The organism is Paenibacillus sp. CECT 9249 (genome assembly GCF_918697855.1).
GTDB lineage: Bacteria > Bacillota > Bacilli > Paenibacillales > Paenibacillaceae > MSJ-34.
Genome location: NZ_CAKKLI010000018.1, coordinates 49576 through 75540 on the forward strand (window position 1 = coordinate 49576; position 25965 = coordinate 75540).

A 25965-nucleotide genomic window follows, 5' to 3' on the forward strand; every position below is an offset into this window, starting at 1 on the left:
ACCATTATTCTCCTTCGATAAAATAAACCTGATCCCCTCGCGTAATAACGCCTTGACCTTGCGTCAAATCGGTTATCCACGCCGTAAAGCGATCGGCCTCCGCCGCTACGGGCAAGCAGGTCAAGATAACTTTATCCGTAAATTGCGTTTCGCCCATGCGTATGTTGCGATTGCGCAATTCATTCTCCAGCTTCCCCAGCCACGTATAGTCGATTTCGACGTAAATTTGCGTATGCAATACGTTGACGATCGTTTCGGCCGCTTCGATGGCGGCTACTGCGCCGTCCGTATATGCGCGAATCAGCCCGCCCGCTCCGAGCAATATTCCGCCGAAATAACGGGTGACGACGATCGCCGTATTTTTCAAGTTTTGATTTTTGATGACTTCCAGTATCGGTTTGCCCGCCGTGCCGCTCGGTTCGCCATCGTCGGATTGCTTCTGGATCTCGTCCCGTTCGCCGATCATATAGGCGGAGCAATTATGCGTGGCGTTCCAATGCTGTTTCTTGATTTCGTCAATGAATTGGATCGCTTCTTCTTCGGTCTGTACCGGTTTGGCATAACCGATAAAGCGCGATTTTCTAATGACGATTTCCTTGTAGCCGAACTGTCTGACTGTTTTAAAGCGTTCCAGCATCCGCATCAATCCTCTGGTTTATTGCTGCTAGATGATAAATTTCCCATGTACAGCTATGATTTCAAGAAAGCAGTTCGGCCGACTCCAACCATCCGGTATCGGCGAACTGCCCTTAGATTGTCAGTTCATGGCGAACTGCGATTTATTGAGACAAGCGGGACTCGAGTTCCGCTTTTTCCTTCTCGTAGCCGGGCTTGCCAAGCAAGGCAAACATATTTTTCTTATACGCTTCGACACCCGGCTGGTCAAACGGATTGACGCCAAGCAAATACCCGCTGATGCCGCAAGCTTTTTCAAAGAAATATACGAGATAGCCGAACGTATACGGCGTCATATCCGGAATCGTCACGATGAGATTCGGCACGCCGCCGTCCGAATGCGCCAGCATCGTTCCTTCAAACGCTTTTTTGTTGACGAAATCCATCGTCTTGCCTGTTAAGAAATTGAGTCCGTCCAAATCGTCCGGATCGCTCTCGATCGTAATTTGGCTTGGCACTTCCGCCACTTGGATGACTGTTTCGAACAAATTGCGCGTACCTTCCTGGATGAATTGTCCCATGGAATGCAAGTCGGTCGAGAAGTCGACGGAGGCCGGATAGATGCCTTTATGGTCTTTTCCTTCGCTTTCTCCGTACAGTTGTTTCCACCATTCGGAAACGAAATGCAAAGCCGGTTCGTAATTGACGAGAATTTCCGTTGTTTTGCCTTTACGGTACAGCGCATTGCGCACCGCCGCATATTGGTAGCTTGCGTTCTCCGCCAAGTTCGGATTGCTGAATTCTTTCGCCGCGTCGGCCGCGCCGTTGATCATTGCCGCAATATCGATACCCGCCGCAGCGATCGGCAACAGGCCGACAGCCGTCAGAACGGAATAACGTCCGCCTACATCGTCCGGAATGACAAACGACTCGTATCCTTCTTCTGCGGCAAGCTTCTTGAGGGCCCCTTTCTCGCGGTCCGTTGTCGCGTAGATGCGTTTGCGCGCCTCTTCTTTCCCGTATTTCTTCTCAAGCAAAGCGCGGAAAATGCGGAAAGCGATCGCCGGTTCGGTCGTCGTGCCCGATTTGGAAATGACATTGACGGAAAAATCCCGATCCCCGATCAACTGAATCAAATGATTCACATATGTCGAGCTGATGTTATTGCCGGCAAAGTAAATTTCCGGCGTTCTCCGCTGTTCCTTCGGAAGCATGTTATAGAAGGAATGGGAAAGCATTTCGATCGCCGCCCGGGCGCCCAAATAGGATCCTCCGATACCGATTACGACAAGCACTTCGGAGTCCGATTGGATTTTGCCGGCAGCTTGCTGAATTCTTGCGAATTCTTCCTTATCGTAATTCGTCGGCAGGTCGATCCATCCAAGATAATCGGATCCTGCTCCCGTCTTATTATGTAACTGTTCGTGAGCCACGCGAACCGGCTCCGTCAAATAATCGATTTCGTGCTGCTGCACAAAAGACAGTGCTTTACTATAGTCGAACTGTATTTTCTTGCTCATGTTGCTGCATCCTCCTCGTCATTTATGATGCTTTTCCCCTTTGCATCGTTAAACTGTATATAAAATAGGATACTGTATATTGCCGCAGAATACAAGCTGAGTCACGGTAGAATAAGAAATGTTCGCCGCGGAACTTGCGCCCGGCGAATCCATTTCAAGGCGAATTCAAAGCGGGCCAAAGGAACGTATGTTCTATGTTCTAGAATACCATATTTCATTTTTTATTTCAACTGGCAAGCATGTTACAATATTAGGTATATACTCTTCAAAATATGGTTTGTTACCTACGGATGGAGGCGGGTATGACGATGAGAAAAATCGGATTTATCGGTTTGGGAACGATGGGAGGCCCAATGGCGGCGAATCTGCTGGCCAAAGGGTATGAGGTGACCGTTTATAACCGGTCTGCGGACAAGGCAGAACGGCTGGCGGCGCAAGGCGCCAAAGTCGCCTCCTCCCCTGCCGAAACGGCGAAAGGAGCCGACGTGTTGTTCACCATGATCAGCGACGACCGTGCGATCGAGGAAGTATATTTCGGCGCAAACGGCGTTTGCGCCGGAATCGGCGACGGCGGCGCGGCGAAAACGGTAATCGACAGCAGCACCATTTCGCCGGAGTTGGCGGGAAGAATCGCAGAAGCGCTCGCAGAACGAGGCGTCGATTTCCTCGATGCTCCCGTAACGGGCAGCAAGCCTGCGGCCATCGACGGCACGCTCGTCTTCATGGCGGGAGGAAAAGAAGAGACGGTCCGGCAGCATGAGGAACTGCTGCTGGCGATGGGGCGCAAAGTGCTCTATATGGGGCCATCGGGCAGCGGCGCGATCACGAAGCTGGCGCATAACGCCATCGTCGGCATTAACAATGTGGCGCTTGTCGAAGGTTTCTCGATTGCCGCCAAGGCGGGAATCGATACGAGCGCGTTTCTCGATCTGGTGATGTCCGGCGGGGCGGGCAGCAAGGCGGCCGAACTGAAAGGGCGCAAAATCATCGAGCATGATTTCAGCAACCAATTTTCCTTAAACCTCATGCTGAAAGATATGAAGCTCGCTTCCAGGCTTTCGGATCAAATGAGCGTTCCCGTCCCGATGCTGGAAGCGGCCAAAAGCATGTTCCAGATCGGACAGACGCAAGGCTACGGGGAGGAAGATTTGAGCGCCGTCGCGCGCTGTTACGAGGATTGGATCGGCCGCCGCATCGGCAAAACCGGTAACTGACCAACCGGATCCATAACTAGGCGCGATTGCGGTAAAAAAACATCCCGCTTCGCTCTGCTATTCTTATAGCAGGCGGGCGGGATGTTTGCATTTGAGATCGTCCTATTACAGCAGTTCCTTCACTTTGCCGACGACGTTCTCTACCGTAAATCCATATTCGCGAATGACGCGGTCTCCAGGAGCGGAGGCTCCGAATTTGTCGATGCCCAGTACGGCGCCTTGTTCGCCGACATAACGTTCCCAACCGAACGGATGGGCCATTTCAACCGCCAGACGAGCCTTGACGTCAGGCAGCAGCACGGAATCGCGGTATTCCTTCGGCTGAGCGTCGAACAAATCCCAGCTTGGCATACTGATTACGCGCACTTGCACGCCTTGTTCGGCCAACGCTTTTTGCGCTTGTACCGCGAGCTGCACTTCGGATCCTGTCGCGATAATTTGCGCTTGAGGCTTGCCGTTTGCCGCATCGGATACGACATACGCGCCGCGGGTTACCCCCTCGCGCGCCATTTCCGCCGTATTGTCCAATACCGGCAAGTTTTGGCGGGTTAAGACGAGCGCCACCGGATTGCGGCGGTTTTGCAGCGAATAAGCCCATGCCGCCGAAGTTTCGTTCGCGTCGGCAGGACGAATGACGGTCAAATTCGGAATGATGCGGATCGACGCCAATTGCTCGATCGGCTCATGCGTCGGGCCGTCTTCGCCGACAGCGATACTGTCGTGCGTCAGCACGTATACGACCGGCAAATTCATCAGCGCCGCAAGACGAACGGCAGGACGCAAGTAATCGGTAAATACGAAGAACGTTCCGCCGTATACTTTCAGGCCGCCATGCAGCATAATGCCGTTCATTGCCGCAGCCATGCCGAATTCGCGTACGCCGTAATAAATGTTGCGTCCCGCGTAATTTTCCGGATGGAATACAGGCAAGCCTTTCAAATGCGTCATCGTCGAGCTTTCCAAGTCGGCGGAGCCGCCAACCAGGCTCGGTACGTTCTTGGCCAATCCGTTCAGCGCATTGCCGGAAGCGACGCGCGTCGACAACGGTTTGTCCTCAGACGTATATTTCGGCAAGTCTGCGTCCCAATTTGCCGGCAGTTCGGCGGACACGGCTTGTTCGAATTGTTTCGCAAGCTCCGGATAGGATGCTTTGTATGCCGTGAATTGTTCATTCCATGCGTTGTATGCCGCAATGCCCTTTTGCTTCACTGCAGCGAAATGATCGCGCACTTCTTGCGGTACGTAGAAATCTTCCTCGTACGTCCAATTGTACGCCTCTTTCGTCAATTTCGCTTCTTCCGTTCCCAGCGGAGAGCCGTGTGGACCGGCGTGGCCGCCTTTGCCCGCCTTGTTCGGGCTTCCGTATCCGATCACCGTCTTCACTTCGATTAACGTCGGCTTGCCGGATTCTTGCTTCGCTTGTTCGATTGCCGCTTCGATCGCCGCGAGATCGTTGCCGTCCTCGACGCGCAGCACTTGCCAACCGTACGCTTCAAAGCGTTGCGCCACATTTTCCGAGAAAGCGAGGTTCAAGTCGCCGTCCAAGGAAATATCGTTCGAATCGTATAGTACGATCAATTTGCCGAGCTGCAAATGGCCTGCCATCGATGCCGCCTCGCTGGAGATCCCTTCCATTAAATCCCCGTCGCCGCAGATCGCATAGGTGTAATGGTCGACCACTTTGAATTGATCTTTATTGTAAGTAGCTCCAAGCTGCGCTTCCGCCATCGCCATACCTACCGCCATCGCGATCCCTTGTCCAAGCGGACCGGTCGTAGCGTCGACGCCCGCCGTATGTCCGAACTCCGGATGCCCCGGCGTCAAGCTGCCCCATTGGCGGAAGTTCTTCAGCTCTTCCATCGGCAAATCGTATCCGCTCAGGTGAAGCAAGCTATAGAGCAGCATCGAACCGTGTCCCGCGGACAACACGAAACGGTCGCGGTTAATCCATGCCGGTTGATCGGGATTATGGTTCATCGTTTTCGCAAACAGTTGATAACCCATCGGAGCGGCACCCATAGGCATGCCCGGATGGCCGGATTTAGCTTTCTCGATCGCATCGATCGCGAGCGTGCGTATCGTATCGACGGATAGTTGATCAATTGACTTGTTGCTTGCTGACATGTTGATGGTTCCTCCATTTCATTTTCGAAATACTCATTGATTTGAAGACTACTGTTACTTTGCATTATATTGTATCATTTGCGTCATCCCATTTCCATAAAGAAAGATAAAAACCGCATAGAAATCCATTTCTTTTTCGCAGAAATGTCATACTATGCGGCAGTTATCGTTCATACTATAAAGTTGATAACGATATGCTATACAATTAACTTGAAGAAAAAGTATATCATATTCGTAAAATATAAATAGGATTAAACCATCCTATTTGCGAATATCGCTTGAACGGCTAGTTGAAAACGACCGTCTTGTTCTGATACACCAAAATCCGGTCCTCGATATGCCAGTGGACGGCCCGGGCAAGCACGACGCGCTCGATGGTGCGTCCGATCCGTTTCAGCTCGTCCACATCGTCGCGGTGGCTAACGCGCTGCACGTCCTGTTCGATAATCGGGCCGCCGTCAAGCTCTTCCGTCACATAATGCGCGGTGGCGCCGATAATTTTCACCCCGCGATTGTAAGCTTGGGCGTAAGGTTTGCCGCCCACGAACGCAGGCAGGAACGAATGGTGAATATTAATGATCCGATTCGGATAATGCTCCAGGAATCTTGGCGAAATAATTTGCATGTATCGCGCCAAAACGATGACGTCCGCACGATCTCCCACCGCTTCCAACTGTTTCCGCTCCGCTTCCGGCTTATTGTCAGGAGTCACCGGAATATGATGGTACGGTATGCCGAAAGATTCGACGTATTCCCGCATATCGGGATGGTTGCTTACTACCATGGCGATTTCCGCGTCCAAGTCTCCCGCCTGCCATTGCCACAACAGCTCCACCAGACAATGGTCTTCCTTGGAGACGAAAATGGCCAGCCGTTTTTTCTTGCTCACTTGATTGATGCGCCATTGCATGCCGAACTTGTCCGCCGCCTCCGCGAAATGCCGCTCCAACTCCGGCAGGCGCTCCTGCAACCGCTCCAGGTCGAATTCGATTCGCATGAAAAACATGCCGCCTTCGGGATCCATCGTATATTGGTCGGACTGTACGATATTGGCTCCGTGCTCGTACAAAAATTGCGACACGGCCGCCACGATTCCCGCCCGGTCCGGGCAGGAAATCAACATTCTAGCGCGATCTTGTTTGTTCATTCTCCACTAACCTCTTTCATTGCCGTATTCCGATTGGTATATAATAAGTGCGTGTTCAAAAGTCGACTTTTCAGCACCGAGAAGGTTGCGAGAACCCGACTCTCTATGCGTTGATGAGCAGTTCTTTGCCGCCGAACCATGCGGTAAGCCGATGGTTGATCGCTTCTTCGGACAAGTCCGGGAACAGGCGCGCTTCCGCGACCATATCGTACAGCCTGTCCATCGGCTCGCGCGGATCGGCTTTCTTCGCCTTCGCGTCGTTCTTAAGCAGCGTCCACGTGGACAGCACATATTCGCGCGGATCGATCTCCTGTTTCTCGAAGAAGAAATGGAGCCGCTCCACATCGTCGAAGAACGATCCTCCGAATCGTTCCGCGGCGTCTCCCCGCAGCAGGGCAATTTCCGCTTCGTACATCGGTCTTTGCGTCTTGTCCTCTTTCCCGATCCAAGGCGTTTCCAGAATAAACGGCCGGCCTTGCAGCGCTTCGTGACGGGCGACATTGTTCATCGCTTGAAATCCGATCCAGCCGGCGCCGACGGGGGCATGCCGGTCTTTCCCCGCGCCTTGGGGATTTTTGCTGTCATTCATATGCACGACGGCAATGCGGTCCAAGCCGATGACCCGGTCGAATTCCTCCAGCACGCCGTCCAGGTCGTTCACGATATCGTATCCGGCGTCATGCATATGGCATGTATCGATACAAACCGTCAATCTGCCGTTATCTTGGACTTTGTCGATAATCGAAGCGATCTCCTCGAAGCTCCGGCCGATTTCCGTCCCTTTGCCCGCCATCGTCTCAAGCGCGATATTGACGTCCGTCTCTTTCGTCCCGCCAAGCACTTCGTTAAGCCCCTCGGCAATCCGGTTAATGCCGTATTCCGCGTCCTTGTCGGTATAGGCTCCCGGATGAAGGACGATGTTCTTCACGCCGATGTGATGGGTACGGCGAATCTCTTCCTGCAAGAAGGAAACGGCCAACTCGAACGTATTCGGCTTGTACGATCCCAGATTGATAATATAAGGGGCGTGAACGACGATTTCTTCGAATCCGTGTTCCCTCATTAAAGCTTTGCCTTCTTCAATATATAGATTCTCGATAGGCTTGCGGCGCGTATTTTGCGGAGCGCCCGTATATATCATAAAAGAGCTTGAGCCGTATGATGCTGCTTCTTTCGTCGCGGTCACCAATCCCTTGTCGGAAAACGACACATGGGAACCGATTTTCAACGTTTTCATAATAAAACTCCCTTCTATCGATTATCCCATTATTTTACCGTGAATATCGTAATAAATCTAGAAATACGTTATAATTCTTTATGGAAAAACAATTTGAGGTGACGCTGCATGCATACTGTTTTCGCTTCTTTATTTTTATCGACAAGCGGTCCGAGCAACGGATTTATGAATATGATCGTCTTATGGTCGTTTGTTTTGATCGGACTCATGGCAATCGGCGGTTTTTTTATGTTCCGCAAGTTTTTCAAAGTGCTTCCGAAGCAGGATGGCAAATCAAAGCTCGATTGGCAAAATTATTGGGTTGAGACGAGCCGCCATCTTTGGACCGATGAATCGAAGCAATTTTTGGACCAATTGGTTCAGCCCGTTCCTTCCCCCTTCCGCGACATCGCGAAGCATTCCATAGCGGCGAAAATCGGCCAGCTTGCCGTGGAGAGCGGGGCGAAAGAAGTAACGCGCGATTTATGCGTGAAAGGGTATATTATGGCGACGCCGAAACGGGATTACCGCAACTTGGTGAAGTTTTTGGAGAAAAACGGGATCGACTACACGCCTTACCGGCATTTGTTTAACAAATAAGAAAACGTTTGTGAGGTGGGACGGCCAATGAAGCTTGTCATTTGCGGGGGAAGCGGTTTTGTGGGAAACGCCCTCTCGCGGCATTGGGCCCATTCCGGGCACGAGGTAACGATCGTATCGCGCAAGCCGCCCGAGGCCCGGACGGACGGAACGGGCGCGATAGCCTATGCGGCTTGGGACGATTTCGAACGGGAGCCGCATCGGTTCGAAGGCATCGACGCCATCGTCAACTTGGCGGGAGAATCGATCAATCAGCGCTGGACGAATGCGGCGAAGGAACGCATTCTGCAGTCCCGCTTGCAGGCGGCCGGGCGGGTCGCCGCTCTCGTCTCCAAGCTGGAACGAAAGCCGCATACGGTTGTCAACGCTTCCGCGATTTCCGTCTACGGCGCGTCCGAAAGCGACATATACGACGAAACAAGCCCGATGCGCGTAGAGGACTTTCTATCAAGCGTCATCGAGCGATGGGAGAAAGCGGCCGACGAAATAACCGATGTCCGCTTAGTGAAACTGAGAGTCGGGGTCGTCCTCGGCAATGACGGGGGAGCGTATCCGTTGATCCGCTTGCCCTACCTGTTCGGAGCCGGCGGACGGATCGGCAGCGGCCGTCAATGGCTGTCGTGGATTCACATCGAAGATATCGTCCGCCTCATCGATTTTTGCGTGTCGAACCCCGGCATGGAAGGGATCGTCAACGCAACCGCGCCGCATCCCGTAACGAATGACGAATTCGGGCGGACTGTCGGCAAAGTTTACAGCAGACCTCATTGGTTCCCCGTCCCCTCCTTTTTCTTCAAATGTTTATTCGGAGAGATGTCGATGCTGCTGCTGGAAGGGCAACGGGTTATGCCGCTCGTTGCGCTCTCGAACGGATTCTCGTTTCGGTATCCGACGGCGGAAGAGGCGCTGCGGCAATTGAAATCTTAACGCAAGCGGAATGTATATTCCGTCCCGGCAACGGCAAACACATCGCCGTCGGAGAGCGGATACGATTTATACGGCACGATGCGCTCCGTTCCAAGCCATGTGCCGTTCTTCGATCCAAGATCCTTCAATCCGTATCCGTTATCTTGATACGTTAGCTCCACATGCGTGCGCGAGACGCCGGCCGCGGTTTCGACATAATGTACGGCTCCGCCCGAACGGCCGATAATAAACGGGAATCGCTCCAAGTCGATTCGCTCGCCTGCCGAGCCGTCCCCCGGATGCCGTTCCAGGTAGGGACGCGCTTGTACGGCTGCCTTCTCTTCCGCCCCTCTCATACCCGCAGAACGCGGCAACAGCGAGGTCGCATCCGACTGAGGCGAGAAGAGCCCTTCCGTCTTATGGGCTAATTGTTGGTAATATCGTTCGTCCGCCGCTTCCCCGTTCGGCGGCGCGACGGGAACGCCCGCCCCCGCCGGATCGGGCAAGTTTTCCTTTTCATTCGTCCTCAGCTTGGCGCTTACTTTCTCCGCCTGAAAGCTTCGGAAAGAGAAAACCGCTTCGCTTCGCCCGCTTGCTTCGGCTCGTCGAACCGCTCCCCCCGTATCCGGATCCATCGAATCGTAAAACGGCAGTACCGCCGCAGGCCGGTTCGGACGAAAATGAAAATACCCTTTCCACCAGATGAATACGAACGCTCCCAACAGCGCGGTTAAGCCGAGACATACATAAGCCATTCCCGGTCCCGGGGCCGCATCATATACAAACCGCCACAAAATGGCCGCGGCTGCGACGCAACTAAGCGGAACGTACAGTTTTCTAGGCTGGCGCTCCCGCAGATCGTCTTCATCGTCTTTCATTTCGTCCGCCGCAAAGGCTGCATGATCCGACCCTCCGGCAAAGCCTGCGCCGGACATGACGTACCGGCCGGGCTCGTACGGATCGGAACGCGAATCGCCGGCGATTGGATAGCCGGCTTCCGTTTGCGGCGCGTCTTCGAAAGACATGTCGCGCCGTCGGCTATCGTACGCCAACTCCGTTCTCCCGCCGCCCCGTTGGGCGGTCCGTTGCGCATTGTCGAACTCGCGTATTTCTTGGGCCGATTCGGATGTTCCCGCTTCTCCATGAGACAGCAATTGCAGCAAAAGCGACTTGCATCCGGCGACCGTAAAAGCCGGATCTCCGCAATATTGCAAGATGCGCTGCAATCCGGAGCCGTCCGGCTCGATCACATACGCAAGCAGCTTCATGGCGAGCGAACGAATCTTCTCCCGCACCGGCTGCTCGCGGGAAAGCGGATCGCGCAAAGGAGCGTACGTAAAGAATAAACGCCCCTTTCTTGGCGAACCTTCGACAAAAATATAATCCTCATGAAGCCAGTAGTTATTCGCTTGAAGCATGTAAATAGCGCAATCGTCCAAAGCCGCGGCGATTTGGAGCAGCAAATGGTAATATTCCTGCTGCGTGAACCGCTCTCCTTGCAGCGCTTGGGAAAGCATCCGTTTGCCTGCGATGTTGTAGTGCAAGCTGACGTGAAAATCCAATTCCCGGATGACGAGCGGCAGCAAATGGGGGATATCGACCGATTGAATCATGTTGACCTCGATCGAAGCAAGATGCTCGTTTCGCAATCCTTCCGTATGCTCCAGCACCATAAAGATCGAACCGTTTTGCATAAAATCCGTTTGGAAACCGTACATATGCCCATCTCCTCCTGCTTGTCACTGCAAATAGAAATAAGCGGTCCATGCGCCCGGCAGCACAGCGTACATGAACGGGAATCGGAGCTGTTTCATTCGTTGCATGGGGATCGGCCGCCATTTGCGCATAAACGGCAATTGGAATACCGCCAGCGGCATACGGCGCATGCGCGAGAATTCCCGGCGAAACAGCACGATCACGACTCCGATTAGTCCCGCATACAAGATCGAGTACATGATCGAATAGAGCGTAAACTGCAGTCCGATTAACGCGCCTAACGCGCCGAAGAGCTTCACGTCGCCCGCTCCGACCGCACCGAGCGCATATAAAACGAGCATGACCGCAATACCGCCCGCCATACCGGCCAAGGCGAACAACAAGCCGTCCCATCCTCCGCTCCAACCGTGAAACGTGAGCCCGGCAAGCACGGCCGGCACGGTAAGCCGGTTCGGTATGATCGAATGTAAAGCATCCGTATAAAAGGCCGCGAGCAAAAATACGGCGCATAATATCAATTCGAATTTCAAAATGAGTCCCCCCTTACGGCTTTGACGCCCCGTCGTTTTTTTTCCGAACGTCGAAAGCCATCTCCGTCCGCCCCCCGCCTTCCGCTTCAACGGCCAAATTCCACATTCCCGGCGTCGTGTTTCCCGATACATGCCATTCCCATACGACATATCCTTCTCCGTCTGCGGTTGCCATCCCTAAATGCTTGGCGACGCTCACGCCGCTTTTATAGTAAACCGTCAAATTGGCCGTGCCGCCGGGCGCGATTTTGGCGGTTAATTTCGCTTTTCGGCCGGGTAGAAGCGGATTCGGTTCCAACGAAACGATCTGCGGCTTCTCCCCTTCTCCGTCATCGTCTCCGCGGCCTGCGGCGGAAATATCGCCGATCCATACCCTCTCCTCCGCCTTTGCCCGCAATACGAGATCCCGGTTCAAGAGCGGAACTTTCATCGGAAGCTTGTAGCTAAGCTCCAAAGCGAAATAAGGATCTTTCTTGTCTTTTTTCAAAATAGGAATGCGCACCCGCGATACGCGGATACGTTCAAACTCCAAAATATGCTCCTGTACAAACGGCTTCATGAACGGTTTGATGAAAGCATCGCCGAACGCCTCGTGTACCGAGTCTTCCGCGGCCCGAAACCATTTCGAATCCCGAATCCAATCGCCGATCGGCGGCGGAAACAATTGATCGAAGCTTTCGGCAACCTCTTCCGCCGAAAGCTTGTCCGAGGTACCTTCCGCATCATTCGGCGCTTCCGCAGATCCGCTCCCCGGCACTCCGGAATTTCCTCCGTCCGCTTGCTCCTCCCGATTCTCAAAAGCCAGCATGACCGGATAGAAGTGTGCGGCTACCTGCTTCGTCGCCTCGGCCGCCGTCATCTGCAACGCCATCGTAATGAACGACATTTGCACAATATACACCAGGAAAACGACGAACATGAGAAAGACGGGAAGCGCCATTGCAGCTTCGACGACCATACCGCCATCCTCCCGCCGCAGCCATCCCCAGCGGTACTTCATTCGCAACACCATCCTGCTCTAATAGAGGTTCTGAACACGCATTAATATGAAAATGCCGCCTTTTTCGTCGCATAATACCGGTTGTTTTCCACTTCGCCATGCAGCAATCCGACGTATCCAAGCATTCTCATCATGCCCGGCATAAACCAAAGGCGAATGGAAGTGCGAACTTCGCCCCGCACATACGTCGGCTTCTCGGCGGGATTCGCCCCGGTATTGAATTGGATCAACGCCAGCATGCGCGACATCGTTTTCCCGTTATCGCTATGAAACATCAGGAACATACGCATATGGTCTTTGTACGTCAACTTGATCGGTACATATTTGGACAATGTCAAGCTTCCTTTATTGACCAGTTCCAGCAAATCCGCGATAGCATGCTCAATGCCGTACAGGAGCGCCGCCGCCAGTACGAGCAGCGGATGGCCCATTCTGGCGTTCTCGGCCAGACCTTCCATCGTGCGAATCGCCAGTCGCATGCCGAATATTTCCCCGTATGCGGCCGCCAAATTGCCGCCCGGATTATGGAATCCGTACAGAATATATTCCAGCTCCTGGTTGTTTACGCCCAACGTATTGATTAACGCATCGTCCGGCTCGGAGGAAGCGAATAAATGCTTTAACTTGGCAGGATCGAATGAACGGAATTGATGAACCGCATATTCATTGCGGTAAAATTCGTCTCTTAGCTCCGCCAGCATATCGGACATGCCGCCGAACAATCCGTCCATCATAGACATCGATTCTTTTCCCGCGTCACCCGGGTCCTGGCTCACGCCAACTTGCTTCGCTTCTTCCCCGCCGGATTGTTCGTTGAAAGCTCGGTTGGCATCGTAATATTGCTCCAAGCGATTGTAATTTTCCATTTGCGCTTTGGCCCGGTCCTTCAGCTTTGCAATATTGTCGATCAAATTTTTCGCCTGCTTCAGTTGCTGTTTCCCTTTGTTCTCCAAGTTTTTCCGTTCCCGTTCCGAAGTGCGGTGCCGTTCAATTTCCGCCGTGCGGGCGACGATCGTCCTCCCGCTGTCCGGATCATAATCGCTGGCATACTTGTCGAATTCCTTTTTCATCTCCCGCACCGATTGCTTTAAAGATCCCGCGCCCGCATTTCCAATGAAATCGGATAAAGCATCCGCGGCCTGCGATTGAAATCGATCGACCGCCGTGGAGACGGAAGCGAAGAGCGCGTATTGGCGTTCCGTCTCGGAGCGGAACTCGTCAAAGAACGAATCCGGCAAAATCAATTGGTCCGCCGAACTGCGAATCCGCTTCACCGTTTCGGAAATATCGGCGGGAACGGCGGGAATGCCGGCAGGGGGCGTATCGCTGTCCTCTACCTTCTCGTATTTGGCGTTGTTCGGATTGCTGTCGGCCGCGGCAATGACTTGTTTCATCTCGTCGTTCAACTCGCGAATGCGATCGAATTTGGCCGGCAGCTTATCCGCCATTTGCCGGTGCCTGTTCTCTGCCTGCCCGGCAGCACGCGTCATTTGGCCGGTTAATTGGGAAGCTTCGTACTCGTATAAAGCCGTCTCCCATACATACCTCTTCGGTTCGTCCTCGTCCAAATTCGCATCGTAACTCCTCTTATAGGCGTAGTCCGCATACTGCGCGGCGATATCGGCGGCGGTGGAAATCGATCCGATCGTGCGATCGCTCAAATCCAGCCCGCCGCTGCCGGCAATGTAACCGGCAACTTGCCGCGCCTTCTTGCCGGCCTCCTTCATCTCGTTCACAATCTCGTCGATGAGCGCCTCGCGTTTATCGAACAATTTCCCTAGCCGTGCAAGCAAATCCGTCGTGTTGGACGCTTCCTTCATCGCGGCCGACATCGGCTTGAAGCGGTTGACGACTTCCAGCGTGAAATCGATCGGAGCCTTATACTTCATTTCCTCCAAGATTTGCCGCTCGAAAATCGCGTATTGTCCCAACTCGCGCGAAAAAGCGACGGACTGCGTATCCAGCCGCGTGTCCAATAAATGAAATGCGGCGCCCCTGCCGGATTGCATATGCAAGCTGTCCCGCAATAAGGAGGCCATCATTTCGTTGCCGTCGCTCTCGCCGAACGCAAATAATCCGTATTTTTCATGCAATTCCGGATCGAATGCCGACATCACGGACCTCATGCTCGCTTTGGCCAATTGTTCCGTGTGCATTTGAACTGCGGCAATGCGCGCATAATCGATAAAAACGGCCATAAAGGTAAATATCGAAGCAAAAATCATCATCAGAAAAACGGACACCGAGCCCCGTGCGGAAAAACATAACGTTTTCACGCTTTCATCATCTCACTTCTTCAATTTCGAAATTACTTTTGTTTCTTGCGCAGCACTTCACGCGCCTGATCCCTGTCGATTCCTTCCTCCTTCGTCCCGAACTTCCTTCCGTAATAGCGGGCGAGTTCAACCGTTCGAACGAATTCGACCGGATCGACGATCGAGGAACTTAAGCCGGTTTCAACGCGCACCTTGCCCATGATTTTTTCGAGCGGCGGAAACCGCAAAGGGTTATGCAAGCGAACGGCAACCTTTCTTTGTAACAAGGCATTCGTATATATCATTTCGCCTGAAATGCCTTGCGGAATATATCGGGCGGCGTTGCCCATCTTGGTCAGCGGCAAGCCGCCGCCCGGCGACGGTTCGGCGCTTGCTCCCTGTCCATGAAGGCCGTTCCTCCCGGATACGACGAACCGCGCCGGCTCATACTGCTGCGATAACCCGAATAGAACATCGAGCGCGCGGTCGTCGGATAATCGCCAATATAAACCGTCATGCCTCCCCTCCGGCACTTCTCCCGTTTTCGGCGCTTTGCCGCTGTTGTCCCAACTGTATGCGGCCCGGTCGACGGCCGTCGACGCGACGTATACCAATACGACTTTCTGATACATATATAGGCAAAAAAACAAAAGCGCCGTCAGAATGAAAAAGATGACCGGGAACAGCATGGAAGCTTCGATCGTGAAGCTCCCCCGTTCGTCCGACAGCCACTTCCCGCGCCGATGGCTAATCTTCGAATAATTTATTCGACTGCTCATCGGCCCTGCCCATTAACGACTCGATAAAATTCATAATTTGCGTTCGAAATAAAAGGACGATAATAATAAGTACGGCAATGATGAATATAATTTCCACCGTCCCCAATCCCTCTTCTTCGTTCCATAATGTTCGCAGCCAAGTCCGCATCCTTTTCACTCTCCTCTTCATGATTCGCGATTGACTCGTTTGCGCCGCTTCCTCTACTTCATCATGAGAAAAATCGGCGTACAAACTAACGCAAGCAAGACAAAAAATATAACGACCATCGGAAATACGAGCTTGGAGGAAGCTTCCTCGCCTCTCGTGCGGCTGATCGCCTTCCGCTTCTCCCATAACATCCGCGACAAATCCCGCAATGCGGTTACGAATTCGTCGCCGCCGCGGCGGTGGTTCAGCAAAATGGTCGTCGCAAAAATCGATACTTCCTGAACGGCGCATCGTTTGCTGAATTGCTCGAACGACTGCTGGAAAGAATACCCGTTCCGCCATTCATTGATCATTTGAATCAGCTCTTTATACAACGGATGATCGGCCTGCTCTTGTTTTCGTTCGACGCATTGCGCCAGCGCTTTTTGGACCGTTTCTCCCGCATTGACCAACAGCGTAATTTTATTCAGCAATTCAGGCAATTCCAATACAATATCTTGCTGGCGCCGAACGACCTTTTTCGCCAAATCCTGAATCATCGCGGCAGGTATGAGTACAGCCATCACCGCGCCGAGCGCGAATCCGGCAGCCTCCCCATCCGTCAGCAGCGACACCGCGCAGCCGAAGACAAGCGATAAATAGCTGTAATTCAACCATTCCGCAAGAAAGAACGGCGTTAACGTCTGCGCGTTCGCACTGCCGTACAGCGTCTGAATGGAACGTTGAATTTTGAACAGCAGCAACGGGTACCGTTCTGTCGGCCGCAGCTTTTCCAATACGTACAGCATGGGCGGAGCCAAGCGGGCGAGCTTGAACCTGTCCGCATTCGTCCGAACTTCCCGCGCGTAGGTCTGCCCCGCAAGCGTGTACAATACGATCCAGGCAAGCAGCAACAATAGAAGGCAAAATATCCAAACCGACGGCTGCATCGGAAACGTTCACTTCCTTACACTTGAATATCCATAATTTTGGCAATCAGCCAATAGCATGCGCCTAGCGCGAGCAGCGCGACAGTAGAGACGATATATCCCGCCATGCCGCGCATCGGCTCCAAAAAATCGGGAGCGCTAACGTTCAGAAATGCGATAAATAGAAACGGGGCTGCCATCACCGCTTTGGATTCGAACCGTTTCTGCGCGATCATGACCGAAATTTCCTGCTGGATATCCAATTTTTCGCCGATCATCGCCGATGTGCGCCGCACGACTTCCACCAAATCGCCGCCGGTCCGCTTGCATGTCGTAAACACGTCGGCGAAATTCGTAATATCTTCGATCGCCGCGCGACGGCTAAAATCTTGAATTGCCCGTTCGATCGGCTCGCCATTCTCCAACCGGAAACAAATGACCTTGAATTCCCGGATCAAATCGGTCTGCATATCGGGGTATAACAATTGCAAATCTTGAATCGCTTCGCGAAAACCGTTTTCGACCGAACGGCCGGCAGCCAAAGAGGAAGCGAGCGAATATAGCGCTTGCTTGAACTGGAAGCCGAGTTCCGCGCGCCGCTTGGCAAGCAGCGCCTTTTGCCTGACGCGCGGATACAACGCGCCTCCGCATGCCAGCAATACCGCAAATGCAATATGCTGATAAAATAAATATCCGATCGCGAACAATACGGCTGCGGCCGCGGCGAACGACACGATTCGCTGTTTAGGCGACAGGCGATAGACGGTATAATCCGGAAGTGTATTGTTTTCCATTGAACCATGCCCCCTTCGTGCCAAATTCCGTCATAGTGCAATGCCGGCCATGCGCAGCTTCTGCGTATGTTCAAGCCGAAACTCCGTTGGCCGCAGCGCTCCGATCACTTTCCCGTCCGTCTCCGTTTCTTCCTCAAAACGGTATAACGGTTTCAGAATCACCTCCCCCCGGCGCATGCCGCTTACTTCGCAAATTTCCATCACTCTGCGCGAGCGGTCGCGCAAACGCGACAAATGAATAATGATATCGATCGCCGAACCGATCTGCTGCCGAACGACTTCCACCGGCAAATCGGCCCCGCTCAGCACCATCGTTTCCAAGCGGCTGATCATATCTTTCGTTCCGTTCGCATGACCTGTCGACAAGCTTCCGTCATGCCCGGTGTTCATCGCCTGCAGCATATCCAGCGCCTCCGCGCCGCGCACTTCGCCGACAACGATTCGATTCGGCCGCATTCTGAGCGAAGCCCGAATCAAATCCCGGATCGTCACTTCACCCTTTCCCTCCGTATTGGCATTGCGCGTTTCCAACGAAACGAGATTCGGGACGGTGCGTATTTGCAGTTCTGCCGAATCCTCTATCGTAATGACGCGCTCGTCTTCCGGAATAAACTGGGATAATGCGTTCAGAAATGTCGTTTTCCCCGACCCGGTTCCCCCGCTAATGAAGATGTTGTATTTGGCGCGTACTAATGTTTGCAAGAATTGAGCCGCTTCGCCGCCAAGCGCTCCCTTGGCAACCAAATCCTCCATCGTCATCGGCCGTTCGGGAAATTTGCGGATCGTCATCGTCGGCCCTTTCAGCGCAATCGGCGGCAAAACGACGTTGACGCGCGAGCCGTCCGCCAGCCTCGCGTCCACAATCGGGGACGATTCGTTGACGACGCGGTTTACTTGCGCTACGACGGATTGGATAATATCCTCCAGTCTTTCCCGGCTCTCGAACGAGACGGATACTTGGCGCACCCGGCCGTCTTGCTCGATGAATATTTCCTTATGGCTATTGATCATAATTTCCGTAATGGCCGCGTCTTCCAGAAACGGCTGCAACACATCCAGCCCGCGGAAGGAGTGGAACACTTTGCGGACGATCTCCCTTTTATCCGCGGCGGTCCATCGCTCCCGTTCCGCACGCCGGAATACGGCGGATTCGATATGTTCGAGCAATTCTTCGTCCCCGGTGGAAGCGGATAAATTCAGTCCGGCGCGCACTTGATTGCGCAGCTCGAGCACCAGCTTTTCATTCATGTGGCGATGTCCCTCCGCATTCCGCCGCCGGTTCCGCTTCCCGCTCCCATTCCCCCCATGCAAAGCTTCAGCACCTCTGTTTGAAACACGGGCGAGAGCAACAGCAGCTCCGTTCGGTTTACTTGTTTCCATGAGGGCACGTAAGGAAGATAACCGTATATTTGCATATCCGAGCCGGCCGGCCGATTCGTCATTTTTCCCATATACCGATTGACGACAAATCGCGTTTTGCGCAGCATGGCCGCGTATTCCTCGCGATTCGCGTTTTTCATTTGCCTTAGCCAAATATCCGTTTTATGCATGCTCGAAACATCGTCCTGCGTAAGCCATATAATGCTGTCGCTCCGGGAAAGCGCCGTTACATTCCTTTCATGCAGCGACGACTCCAGGTCGACGAGTATCACATCGTATCCGCCGCAGTCCGCCATCAAATCCAGCAATGTTAGCGTATCCGCCTTCGTCATTTGCATCATTTCATCGGCATGGTCGATCGGCTCGAAGTAATCCGCCTTTGTCGCCGTATCATGGGATTTGTATTTCAACGGCGTAAACGCCGTCTCCAACGTTTGTTCCTTGGCATGGTTCTGTTCCGCCCCGGATTTGGCCGCGGCATGGCCTGCCTTCATATAATAAAGAAGCTGGGCGAACTTGTTGGATTGACCCGATGTAGGCGTCGCGCCAAAAAAGATTCCCGAACTGTTCAACGTCTCCAGATTTAAATAAAAAACCCGTTCCCCCCGCAGTCCCAGCTGCTTGGCCGCATTTAGCGCAACCGTCGTCTTGCCGATGCCGCCGACCGCCGAATAAAACGCAACGATCCGCGCCTTGCCTTGTATTTTCGCCAGCGATAAAGCTTGTACCCGTTCCGTCGCATAGGCGGATATCAGGGAGGAAAGCAGCACGTTTAAAGGTTGATATTTTTTCACAGCGGTCCATTTGCCGCCTGGCCGTTCCAAGTCGTTTTCGACCAATTCAACGATAACGTTGCCGGAATGGTGCCCGTTTGACACCGAGTCCAAGAACGGCGTTTCCGCCGCCAGCAGATCGAAGTAAGGCTGCAATTGAATATAATGACGGAGCGTATCGGGCTGCGAGAACGATTTAACCGTTACTTTGTGCGCGTATTCCGACGTTTCCACATACCGCATAAACAGTTCGATATAATACTTGTCCGCCGACGCCAAAATCATTTGAATGCGATCCATATGTCCCTCCCCAACAAAAAAACCGCCAACAAACGCAGTGATCCTGCGTTTTGTCGACGGTGCTTCCGTTCGTTCCATGGTATTCTTTTACGCTTATCGTTTTTTTCTGGCCAACACCTCCCAGTCCGTTCCCTCTTCGCACTGTCAACACGACGGCTAGGTGCATAAAGAACAAAAAACCGCCAACAAACGCAGTGATTCTGCGCTTCGTTGACGGTGCTTCCGTTCTTCATCGTATCATTTCGTTGAACATAGAATATCACAGCATTTTACAGTTTGCAAGATTAATTTTTTCCGTTCATACTATGTAAATGGCAATCATCTTGAACATACATAAGGAGTTTGGAAAGTATGCGCACATTGAAAAAAATGTTATTATGCTTTGCCGCGCTGGCGGTTATGCTTGCCGTTATCGCCGGCTGCAGCCAGGACAACCGGCAAAGCGGAATGATCGATGCGAAAATCGTCAGAGTGGTGGACGGCGATACGATGGAGGTGTCGTTCCAGGGCAAAAAGGAAAAACTTCGCCTTCTGCTCGTGGATACGCCGGAAACGGTTCATCCGAACAAACCGGTCGAACCTTTCGGATCGGAAGCCTCGCAATTTGCCAAAGAGACGCTCGAAGGCCAAAACGTCAAACTGGAGCTGGACGTCTCCGAGCGGGATAAATACGGGCGTCTGCTCGCTTATTTATGGATTGGCGACCGCATGTTTAACGAAATGCTGTTGGAGGAAGGGTTGGCGCGCGTCGCCTACGTCTATCCGCCGAACGTGAAATATGTGGATCGGTTCCGGGAAATTCAGAAAGAAGCGCAGTTGGCCGAGCTCGGAATATGGAGCATCGAAAATTACGCGACTGACAAAGGCTTCGATGCGGATATTGCGGCGAAAGCGCAACAAAATGCCCCCGAAAAGAAAGGTTCGAGCGCGAAGTCGGTTACCGGCCAGGAAAAATCATCGTCCCAAATAGAAGAGACGAAAGATAAATCCCAAACTACGGCGGGCTGCAAAAATCCGACGATCAAAGGAAACAAGAGCAAGAAAGGCGAGTTGATCTATCACGTGCCGGGCGGTCAATCTTATGAAGTAACCAAAGCGGAGGAAATGTTCTGCACAGAGGAAGAAGCGCAAGCTGCGGGATATCGTAAGGCGAAAAGATAGGGAGCGCTGAACTTACGCGCTGCAAGCGGTACGGTCTCGTTGGTCAACTGGGCTGTTCGGGTGCTGATTGTTCGGACGAAACTGCCTTCGACAAGTCCTCCGTCCGGGTTGCGAATTGTTCGGGCGTAAAAAGTTACGTCGTCGCGAATTTGGCGGACACTGGTTCCGTTAATTCGGCAAAATGGGCACATTTTTCGCGATTGGCGGACACACGTTCCGCTATCCGCCCCGAAACGGGTCCAAATCGGGCGTTTTGTCACAGATAACGGATCCTGTGTCCTCCAACATGCCGAAAAGGGGGCATTTTTGCAAAATAAGGGATCCTGTGTCCGCATCGCGAATGGTAGAAGGGGAATGTTCGACATGTTGTTTGATCCATGCCTTGATCATCGGTGAATCCACCTAGCGAAGTTCAACTTCTAGCGCTTCAACGTTCTCCGTGAAAGAGACTGCAACGTCCGCATCACGCAATATCTTGGAGTTTCACGGTACCGTCCGCTCTTTGTCGCCATCTTTAGTCGCCTTCTGTCCAAGTACCGCAACCTCACCTTTCAGCTACTTGATTCTGAACTGTTGCTCTTCATCTGCATACCCTTGGTGGCACATTTCTTCATACTGCCTAATAAGTGAACGAAACTCACTCATAGCCCGGCTCTGCACGGTTAAGAAGGTTGCATGCCTGTCCCACGAGAATTGAAATTCATACTCCTCTACAGTTACCAGTTGTTTAATGGACGATTCTTCCTTAGGGCTGGTGTCGGCTATCTCGTATTTTCACTTTTTCAGCTTTTGATCATTTCCTTCTTATCCAGGACGTACATGATCTGTTGCGCCTGAATAATAGCGGTATACTGTATCGTGATTTGATCCCATAGCATGTCAAGCGGCGAATGATCCGCAATCTGACCCATGATTTCTAGCGTATCTTCCGGGAAAAATTTTCGGAAGAATCCATGTGTTACAGCATTGCTGTTCCCCTTGGGGGCGCCGCCTTCGTTTCCGAGCGCATTCTTATTTCCGATAGGATCGCCCACCTTCGACCCAATTTTCTTTGTAGTACTACGTTCGCCTTTTTGTAGTACTACATTCCATTGATCTCGACTTTTCCAATTGCTGATTGTCTTTTCTTTCTCATTGAGCATTTCAGCTATTTTACCATTTGTAATACCGCCCCCGTACTCGATGAATGTTTCAAGCGCTTTATCGCGGTGGGAGCTTCTCACTCTTGCCAGTATCTCATCATCTCACCCCCAATATTTGGTTTGAGTTGTTTTGCGCAAAAGAAAAAGACGTCCGTTTCAGCGCCTGGTTTGATATTTTTCAGTTTCTTAATTCCTTGATAACCTCAGGGATTCCTGTTTTTAGTTCTTCAACGTTGTATTCTTGCCCCAGTTCTTTCTTTAGCTTATTATAATCTTTTACTAAAGTAGTTACGAACTCTAGTGTAACTTCATTTTTGGGCAGGAAACTTCCAACATAATTAGACCAAGCTTCTATAAACACTTTGCTTCCATAACCCGCATTTTTTAATATGAATTCATGCGTGTAATCCTTACTAAGTATTAGCGATGGATCAACGCTTCCTAACATTATCTTTTTCCTTTGTATGCACAAATCTTTCACAAGATAAATCCTCGCCGAGATAAGAGCATACAACGGTGAATATAGATTAGATAACTGTTGTTTCTTCCACTTTCTTTTTTCTTTAAAAGGCTCAACGAGAAAGTGATTGCTAACTGCAATCAAAATAGCAACAGTGGCAGAGATTATCACAGACAAAATTCTTATGTCCATATTCATTGCCCTCCTTACGTCATACTTCGACATTAGGAGGGTTTTTCCTTCATAGAAAAAGCGCCCGAAGGCGCTTTGGTTATCAGTTTCATTAAAGATCATAATCATACACACGAAAAACAGTCTCATATTGAGCCATAACATTATTAGGTGAATCTACTACAACATATACCGTTGTTCCATTAGGAATCACTATATTAGGCACCGAAAGATAATTACTATTTGTTCGAGTTTTTGCATAAACTTCTGATTCTCTCCCATTATGATAGTCAATTTCCATTCCTAAGCGAAGTTTTGTTGCATCGTTGCCCAATATATGTGCCGAAAAAAACTTAGTCCCACCTGTATTATTTGTCCATGTAAACCAATCTTCATCCTGATCGTTTTGAATGAATAACTTGAAATCCTGCCCTGGAATAATTGTTAGAGCAGTTTCTTTAGTATCCCCAATGCCAATAGCAGTTGGGGTTATTTCACCCTTATTCGTGAACGCAGACGACGACAACGCAACCAAGCAGACGGCAACAAGAAGTAAAGAGAGAATTCTTTTCATGAATCTTCCACCCTTCTTATTATTTTGAGGCGGCCGCCCTCACCCCAAACTCTACCAATATTTACTTGGAAGTATATAGGTAAAATGTACTATTTGTCTAATTTTGTAAATAGGAAGAGCGACAAGACAAATGATAACTCTCTTTAGTATCGTACAAACTAGATTTTTCCCTCAATACTTCTCCTGTTGAATTGCAAACTGTTCATACAACCGCTTTGCATTCACTAACAAATAGAACCTGAAACACTTTATGTCACCTTGGCAAGTAATCTAGATCTATCGTTTAATTTAATTTTTGCAACTATCGCATATCCGGTATTGGATGGTGGGGTGGCCATGATCGTTACCTCCTTAAATCACCATAAGGAACCGCCTCCCCAAGCAGGACTCGGACACTCGGCATTCCCTAAAAAGCAGCGGAACCAACGAAAATGCAGCCCTATCTCCGCAGAGATCGAGGCTGCATTTTTCGCCGCATAGTGTCACAACGACATTTACCGCTTAGGTTCGCGAATATGCGGCTTCATATCGATCATATTGTCGATATTTTGCTCGAACTTGGCCATCCGTTCCTGCATATGCTTGCGATGCGATTCCAGGAGCGTTTTTTTCAAGACGTCCCGCGAAACGCCCTGCTCTTTGGCGATTTCGGCCAGCGTCTTTCCGCTCTTCATTTTTTCGAACAGCGTTTTCTCGTCCAGCTTCAACACGCCGAGCAGTTCGGGGCTCGCGATCCATCGCATGCGGAATTTCTTTTTGCAATCCCCGTGACAGCCGCGTTCCTCCTGCGCCTTTGCGCCTTTATCTGCCGGATCGACGGTTTGGGCAGGCGCCGCGTTGTCGGCATATGCGCTAAAAGGAATCGCCAACGCCAATACGGCCGGCAAGACGATCCTTTGCAACCACTTGTTCATAAAGTTTGCCTCCTCATACATTTTTTGGACTGCCTTATTAGTATGTTCAGCAAACCTTAAAACAAGCTTAATGAAACATAAAATTTTAACCGGACGAACAAGCCGATTACGGCCTGAACGGCGCCAAACGCTCGTTTAACGTTTTCGTCGCCGCGTACACTTGCCGGTATACGTCGAATAAACGGCTGTATTGCTCCGCCGCCGCAGCATTCGGCTCAAAACGGCGCCCTTGCTTCACGAATGCTGCGGCGCATTCCGCGAGATTCGCAAACCAGCCGCAGCCGACCGCAGCCAGCATTGCCGCGCCAAGCCCCGGCCCTTGCTCGTTCTCGAGCGTCACGATCGTCGCATTGAATACGTCGGCTTGCATTTGCAGCCATACGTCGTTCTTCGCCCCGCCGCCGATCGATACGATCGAATGCAGCGACTTGCCCCGCTCCCGCAGCATTTGCACCGACTCGTTCAAGGAGAACGTGATGCCCTCCATCACCGCGCGCGACATGTCGTCCCGGCCGTGCGAGCCGTCGAGCCCGATAAAGCTGGCGCGAATAACCCCGTCCGCATGCGGCGTGCGTTCCCCGACCAAGTACGGCGTGAACAACAATCCGTTCGAGCCGATCGGAACGTTCCCAACGCCGGACAAAAGCTCGTCGAACGATTCGCCGGCCCCGCCGCATACCGACCTCCACCATTCCAGGCTGTAGCCCGCCGCCAACGTTACGCCCATCACATAGAAAGCTTCCCGCTCGCCATGGTTGAAAAAATGCAGCTTGCCGGCAAAATCGCGGTCTTTCTCCTCTTCGTACGCGAGGACGACGCCGGACGTGCCGATGCTGCACATCGCCACCCCGAGCGACAGCACGCCGGCGCCGATCGCGCCGCACGCGTTGTCCGCCCCGCCGGCGAACACTTTCACCGCGGGGGAAAGCCCGGTCCGCTCCGCGATATAAGGCAGCAGCGTCCCGACCAATGCGGCGGATTCCGCAAGCGGCGGACAAATGCGCGGATCGATGCCGCAAGCTTCGCAAACGTCCGCGCTCCACGCTTTGCCCCGCACGTCAAGCAGCAATGTGCCCGCCGCGTCGGAATAATCCATATGGAGCTCGCCCGTCAGGCGGTAACGCAAATAATCTTTCGGCAGCAGAAATACGTCAGCCTGTGCATAGATCTCCGGCTCATGCTGCCGAACCCATAGCAGCTTCGGCAGCGTAAAACCTTCGAGCGCGCGGTTGCGCGTCACCTCCAGCAAACGTTCGCCAAGCATCCGCTCGATGTGACGGCATTGCTCCGTCGTGCGGGAATCGTTCCACAAAATCGCGTTGCGCAGCACGCGCCCTTCCCGATCCAGCAAAACAAGCCCATGCATTTGGCCGGAAAAACTGATTCCTTCAATCCGTTCCGCCCCGGAACCGAGCGACTGCGCCAATTCGCGCAAGGCCTCGACCGTTTGTTCTACCCAATGCTCCGGGATTTGCTCGCTATAGCCCGATTTTTCATGCAGCAAAGGATACGATTTCGAAACTTCCCCGCGCACTTTCCCTTCCTGGTCTACGAGAAGCGCTTTGACTGCGCTCGTTCCCAGATCCACTCCGATAACATATCTATCCTTCGTCATAGC

23 protein-coding genes and 1 pseudogene are annotated in these 25965 nt (G+C 52.2%); 4 read left to right on the forward strand and 20 right to left on the reverse strand.

What is annotated here, in order from left to right; all coding sequences use genetic code 11:
• Positions 1–4 precede the first annotated feature (4 nt).
• Positions 5–637: a YigZ family protein gene (locus tag LQ229_RS14385; protein ID WP_230192108.1), complete on the reverse strand. Its 633-nt coding sequence runs from the start codon at positions 635–637 to the stop codon at positions 5–7.
• A gap of 142 nt (positions 638–779) precedes the next feature.
• The gene (locus LQ229_RS14390) at positions 780–2135 is read right to left on the reverse strand and encodes a glucose-6-phosphate isomerase (protein WP_230192109.1); all 1356 of its coding nucleotides are present in this window, start codon (positions 2133–2135) and stop codon (positions 780–782) included.
• Between the two features lie 308 nt (positions 2136–2443).
• On the opposite strand from LQ229_RS14390, the gene LQ229_RS14395 reads away from it, so the two are divergent.
• Positions 2444–3349: an NAD(P)-dependent oxidoreductase gene (locus tag LQ229_RS14395; RefSeq protein WP_230192129.1), complete on the forward strand. Its 906-nt coding sequence runs from the start codon at positions 2444–2446 to the stop codon at positions 3347–3349.
• Positions 3350–3454: 105 nt separating this feature from the next.
• Here LQ229_RS14395 and tkt read toward each other — a convergent pair whose 3' ends face one another.
• The 3 genes from tkt to LQ229_RS14410 form a co-directional block, all read right to left on the reverse strand.
• A complete protein-coding gene (gene tkt / locus LQ229_RS14400; RefSeq protein ID WP_216536470.1) occupies positions 3455–5473 on the reverse strand; it encodes a transketolase in 2019 nt (672 codons plus the stop codon).
• Between the two features lie 286 nt (positions 5474–5759).
• Positions 5760–6620 (reverse strand): formyltetrahydrofolate deformylase, encoded by an 861-nt coding sequence (gene purU / locus LQ229_RS14405; protein WP_216536469.1) that lies wholly within the window; start codon positions 6618–6620, stop codon positions 5760–5762.
• 103 nt (positions 6621–6723) lie between these two features.
• Positions 6724–7857, reverse strand: a complete 1134-nt coding sequence (locus tag LQ229_RS14410; RefSeq protein WP_216536468.1) for a deoxyribonuclease IV — start codon at positions 7855–7857, stop codon at positions 6724–6726.
• Positions 7858–7965: 108 nt separating this feature from the next.
• Between LQ229_RS14410 and LQ229_RS14415 the strand changes: the two genes are divergently transcribed.
• Positions 7966–8436, forward strand: a complete 471-nt coding sequence (locus LQ229_RS14415; RefSeq protein WP_216536467.1) for a DUF2621 domain-containing protein — start codon at positions 7966–7968, stop codon at positions 8434–8436.
• A gap of 27 nt (positions 8437–8463) precedes the next feature.
• The gene (locus LQ229_RS14420; protein WP_230192110.1) at positions 8464–9363 is read left to right on the forward strand and encodes a TIGR01777 family oxidoreductase; all 900 of its coding nucleotides are present in this window, start codon (positions 8464–8466) and stop codon (positions 9361–9363) included.
• Here LQ229_RS14420 and LQ229_RS14425 read toward each other — a convergent pair.
• The 10 genes from LQ229_RS14425 to LQ229_RS14470 all read right to left on the reverse strand — a co-directional run bounded on the left by LQ229_RS14425 (position 9360) and on the right by LQ229_RS14470 (position 19925).
• Positions 9360–11060 carry a DUF6382 domain-containing protein gene (locus LQ229_RS14425; protein ID WP_230192111.1) on the reverse strand — a complete coding sequence of 567 codons (1701 nt, stop codon included), beginning with the start codon at positions 11058–11060 and terminating at the stop codon, positions 9360–9362. The genes LQ229_RS14420 and LQ229_RS14425 overlap by 4 nt on opposite strands.
• Positions 11061–11081: 21 nt before the next feature.
• Positions 11082–11588, reverse strand: coding sequence for an A24 family peptidase (locus LQ229_RS14430; protein WP_230192112.1), 507 nt, complete (start codon positions 11586–11588; stop codon positions 11082–11084).
• 13 nt (positions 11589–11601) lie between these two features.
• Positions 11602–12588 (reverse strand): TadE family protein, encoded by a 987-nt coding sequence (locus tag LQ229_RS14435; RefSeq protein WP_230192113.1) that lies wholly within the window; start codon positions 12586–12588, stop codon positions 11602–11604.
• Between the two features lie 41 nt (positions 12589–12629).
• Positions 12630–14831 (reverse strand): hypothetical protein, encoded by a 2202-nt coding sequence (locus LQ229_RS14440; RefSeq protein WP_230192114.1) that lies wholly within the window; start codon positions 14829–14831, stop codon positions 12630–12632.
• A gap of 65 nt (positions 14832–14896) precedes the next feature.
• Positions 14897–15622 carry a TadE family protein gene (locus LQ229_RS14445; RefSeq protein ID WP_230192115.1) on the reverse strand — a complete coding sequence of 242 codons (726 nt, stop codon included), beginning with the start codon at positions 15620–15622 and terminating at the stop codon, positions 14897–14899.
• On the reverse strand, positions 15591–15770 hold the full coding sequence (locus LQ229_RS14450; protein WP_230192116.1) for a Flp1 family type IVb pilin: 180 nt from the start codon (positions 15768–15770) through the stop codon (positions 15591–15593). Before LQ229_RS14450 ends, LQ229_RS14445 begins: the two co-directional genes overlap by 32 nt.
• A 53-nt stretch (positions 15771–15823) precedes the next feature.
• On the reverse strand, positions 15824–16699 hold the full coding sequence (locus tag LQ229_RS14455) for a type II secretion system F family protein (RefSeq protein ID WP_230192117.1): 876 nt from the start codon (positions 16697–16699) through the stop codon (positions 15824–15826).
• A 17-nt stretch (positions 16700–16716) separates the two neighbouring features.
• Entirely contained in the window at positions 16717–17472 is a 756-nt protein-coding gene (locus LQ229_RS14460) for a type II secretion system F family protein (protein ID WP_230192118.1), read from the reverse strand.
• 30 nt (positions 17473–17502) lie between these two features.
• Positions 17503–18720: a CpaF family protein gene (locus LQ229_RS14465; protein WP_230192119.1), complete on the reverse strand. Its 1218-nt coding sequence runs from the start codon at positions 18718–18720 to the stop codon at positions 17503–17505.
• Entirely contained in the window at positions 18717–19925 is a 1209-nt protein-coding gene (locus LQ229_RS14470) for an AAA family ATPase (protein WP_230192120.1), read from the reverse strand. The genes LQ229_RS14465 and LQ229_RS14470 overlap by 4 nt, the downstream gene beginning before the upstream one ends.
• 351 nt (positions 19926–20276) lie before the next feature.
• On the opposite strand from LQ229_RS14470, the gene LQ229_RS14475 reads away from it, so the two are divergent.
• Complete coding sequence (locus tag LQ229_RS14475) at positions 20277–21086, forward strand: thermonuclease family protein (RefSeq protein ID WP_230192121.1); 810 nt, start codon at positions 20277–20279, stop codon at positions 21084–21086.
• A gap of 558 nt (positions 21087–21644) precedes the next feature.
• Here LQ229_RS14475 and terS read toward each other — a convergent pair.
• The 5 genes and pseudogenes from terS to xylB form a co-directional block, all read right to left on the reverse strand.
• Positions 21645–22318: pseudogene (gene terS / locus LQ229_RS14480) on the reverse strand (phage terminase small subunit); the annotation flags it as partial.
• A gap of 88 nt (positions 22319–22406) precedes the next feature.
• Positions 22407–22880, reverse strand: a complete 474-nt coding sequence (locus tag LQ229_RS14485; protein WP_230192122.1) for a hypothetical protein — start codon at positions 22878–22880, stop codon at positions 22407–22409.
• 91 nt (positions 22881–22971) lie between these two features.
• Entirely contained in the window at positions 22972–23433 is a 462-nt protein-coding gene (locus LQ229_RS14490) for a hypothetical protein (RefSeq protein WP_230192123.1), read from the reverse strand.
• A gap of 494 nt (positions 23434–23927) precedes the next feature.
• The gene (locus LQ229_RS14495) at positions 23928–24347 is read right to left on the reverse strand and encodes a hypothetical protein (protein ID WP_216536452.1); all 420 of its coding nucleotides are present in this window, start codon (positions 24345–24347) and stop codon (positions 23928–23930) included.
• A 106-nt stretch (positions 24348–24453) separates the two neighbouring features.
• Positions 24454–25962, reverse strand: coding sequence for a xylulokinase (xylB, locus tag LQ229_RS14500; protein ID WP_230192124.1), 1509 nt, complete (start codon positions 25960–25962; stop codon positions 24454–24456).
• Positions 25963–25965: the final 3 nt, after the last annotated feature.

What these genes read in the sequence shown, in the direction of transcription:
- LQ229_RS14390 (WP_230192109.1), bottom strand. Translation starts at nt 2,135, where the DNA reads ATGAGCAAGAAAATACAGTTCGACTATAGTAAAGCACTGTCTTTTGTG.
- LQ229_RS14420 (WP_230192110.1), top strand. Translation starts at nt 8,464, where the DNA reads ATGAAGCTTGTCATTTGCGGGGGAAGCGGTTTTGTGGGAAACGCCCTC.
- LQ229_RS14415 (WP_216536467.1), top strand. Translation starts at nt 7,966, where the DNA reads ATGCATACTGTTTTCGCTTCTTTATTTTTATCGACAAGCGGTCCGAGC.
- LQ229_RS14450 (WP_230192116.1), bottom strand. Translation starts at nt 15,770, where the DNA reads ATGCGGACTTGGCTGCGAACATTATGGAACGAAGAAGAGGGATTGGGG.
- LQ229_RS14435 (WP_230192113.1), bottom strand. Translation starts at nt 12,588, where the DNA reads ATGAAGTACCGCTGGGGATGGCTGCGGCGGGAGGATGGCGGTATGGTC.
- LQ229_RS14465 (WP_230192119.1), bottom strand. Translation starts at nt 18,720, where the DNA reads ATGAATGAAAAGCTGGTGCTCGAGCTGCGCAATCAAGTGCGCGCCGGA.
- LQ229_RS14485 (WP_230192122.1), bottom strand. Translation starts at nt 22,880, where the DNA reads ATGGACATAAGAATTTTGTCTGTGATAATCTCTGCCACTGTTGCTATT.
- LQ229_RS14445 (WP_230192115.1), bottom strand. Translation starts at nt 15,622, where the DNA reads ATGAGCAGTCGAATAAATTATTCGAAGATTAGCCATCGGCGCGGGAAG.
- LQ229_RS14410 (WP_216536468.1), bottom strand. Translation starts at nt 7,857, where the DNA reads ATGAAAACGTTGAAAATCGGTTCCCATGTGTCGTTTTCCGACAAGGGA.
- LQ229_RS14470 (WP_230192120.1), bottom strand. Translation starts at nt 19,925, where the DNA reads ATGGATCGCATTCAAATGATTTTGGCGTCGGCGGACAAGTATTATATC.
- LQ229_RS14490 (WP_230192123.1), bottom strand. Translation starts at nt 23,433, where the DNA reads ATGAAAAGAATTCTCTCTTTACTTCTTGTTGCCGTCTGCTTGGTTGCG.
- tkt (WP_216536470.1), bottom strand. Translation starts at nt 5,473, where the DNA reads ATGTCAGCAAGCAACAAGTCAATTGATCAACTATCCGTCGATACGATA.
- LQ229_RS14455 (WP_230192117.1), bottom strand. Translation starts at nt 16,699, where the DNA reads ATGCAGCCGTCGGTTTGGATATTTTGCCTTCTATTGTTGCTGCTTGCC.
- LQ229_RS14385 (WP_230192108.1), bottom strand. Translation starts at nt 637, where the DNA reads ATGCTGGAACGCTTTAAAACAGTCAGACAGTTCGGCTACAAGGAAATC.
- LQ229_RS14425 (WP_230192111.1), bottom strand. Translation starts at nt 11,060, where the DNA reads ATGTACGGTTTCCAAACGGATTTTATGCAAAACGGTTCGATCTTTATG.
- LQ229_RS14495 (WP_216536452.1), bottom strand. Translation starts at nt 24,347, where the DNA reads ATGAACAAGTGGTTGCAAAGGATCGTCTTGCCGGCCGTATTGGCGTTG.
- LQ229_RS14460 (WP_230192118.1), bottom strand. Translation starts at nt 17,472, where the DNA reads ATGGAAAACAATACACTTCCGGATTATACCGTCTATCGCCTGTCGCCT.
- xylB (WP_230192124.1), bottom strand. Translation starts at nt 25,962, where the DNA reads ATGACGAAGGATAGATATGTTATCGGAGTGGATCTGGGAACGAGCGCA.
- LQ229_RS14475 (WP_230192121.1), top strand. Translation starts at nt 20,277, where the DNA reads ATGCGCACATTGAAAAAAATGTTATTATGCTTTGCCGCGCTGGCGGTT.
- LQ229_RS14395 (WP_230192129.1), top strand. Translation starts at nt 2,444, where the DNA reads ATGAGAAAAATCGGATTTATCGGTTTGGGAACGATGGGAGGCCCAATG.
- purU (WP_216536469.1), bottom strand. Translation starts at nt 6,620, where the DNA reads ATGAACAAACAAGATCGCGCTAGAATGTTGATTTCCTGCCCGGACCGG.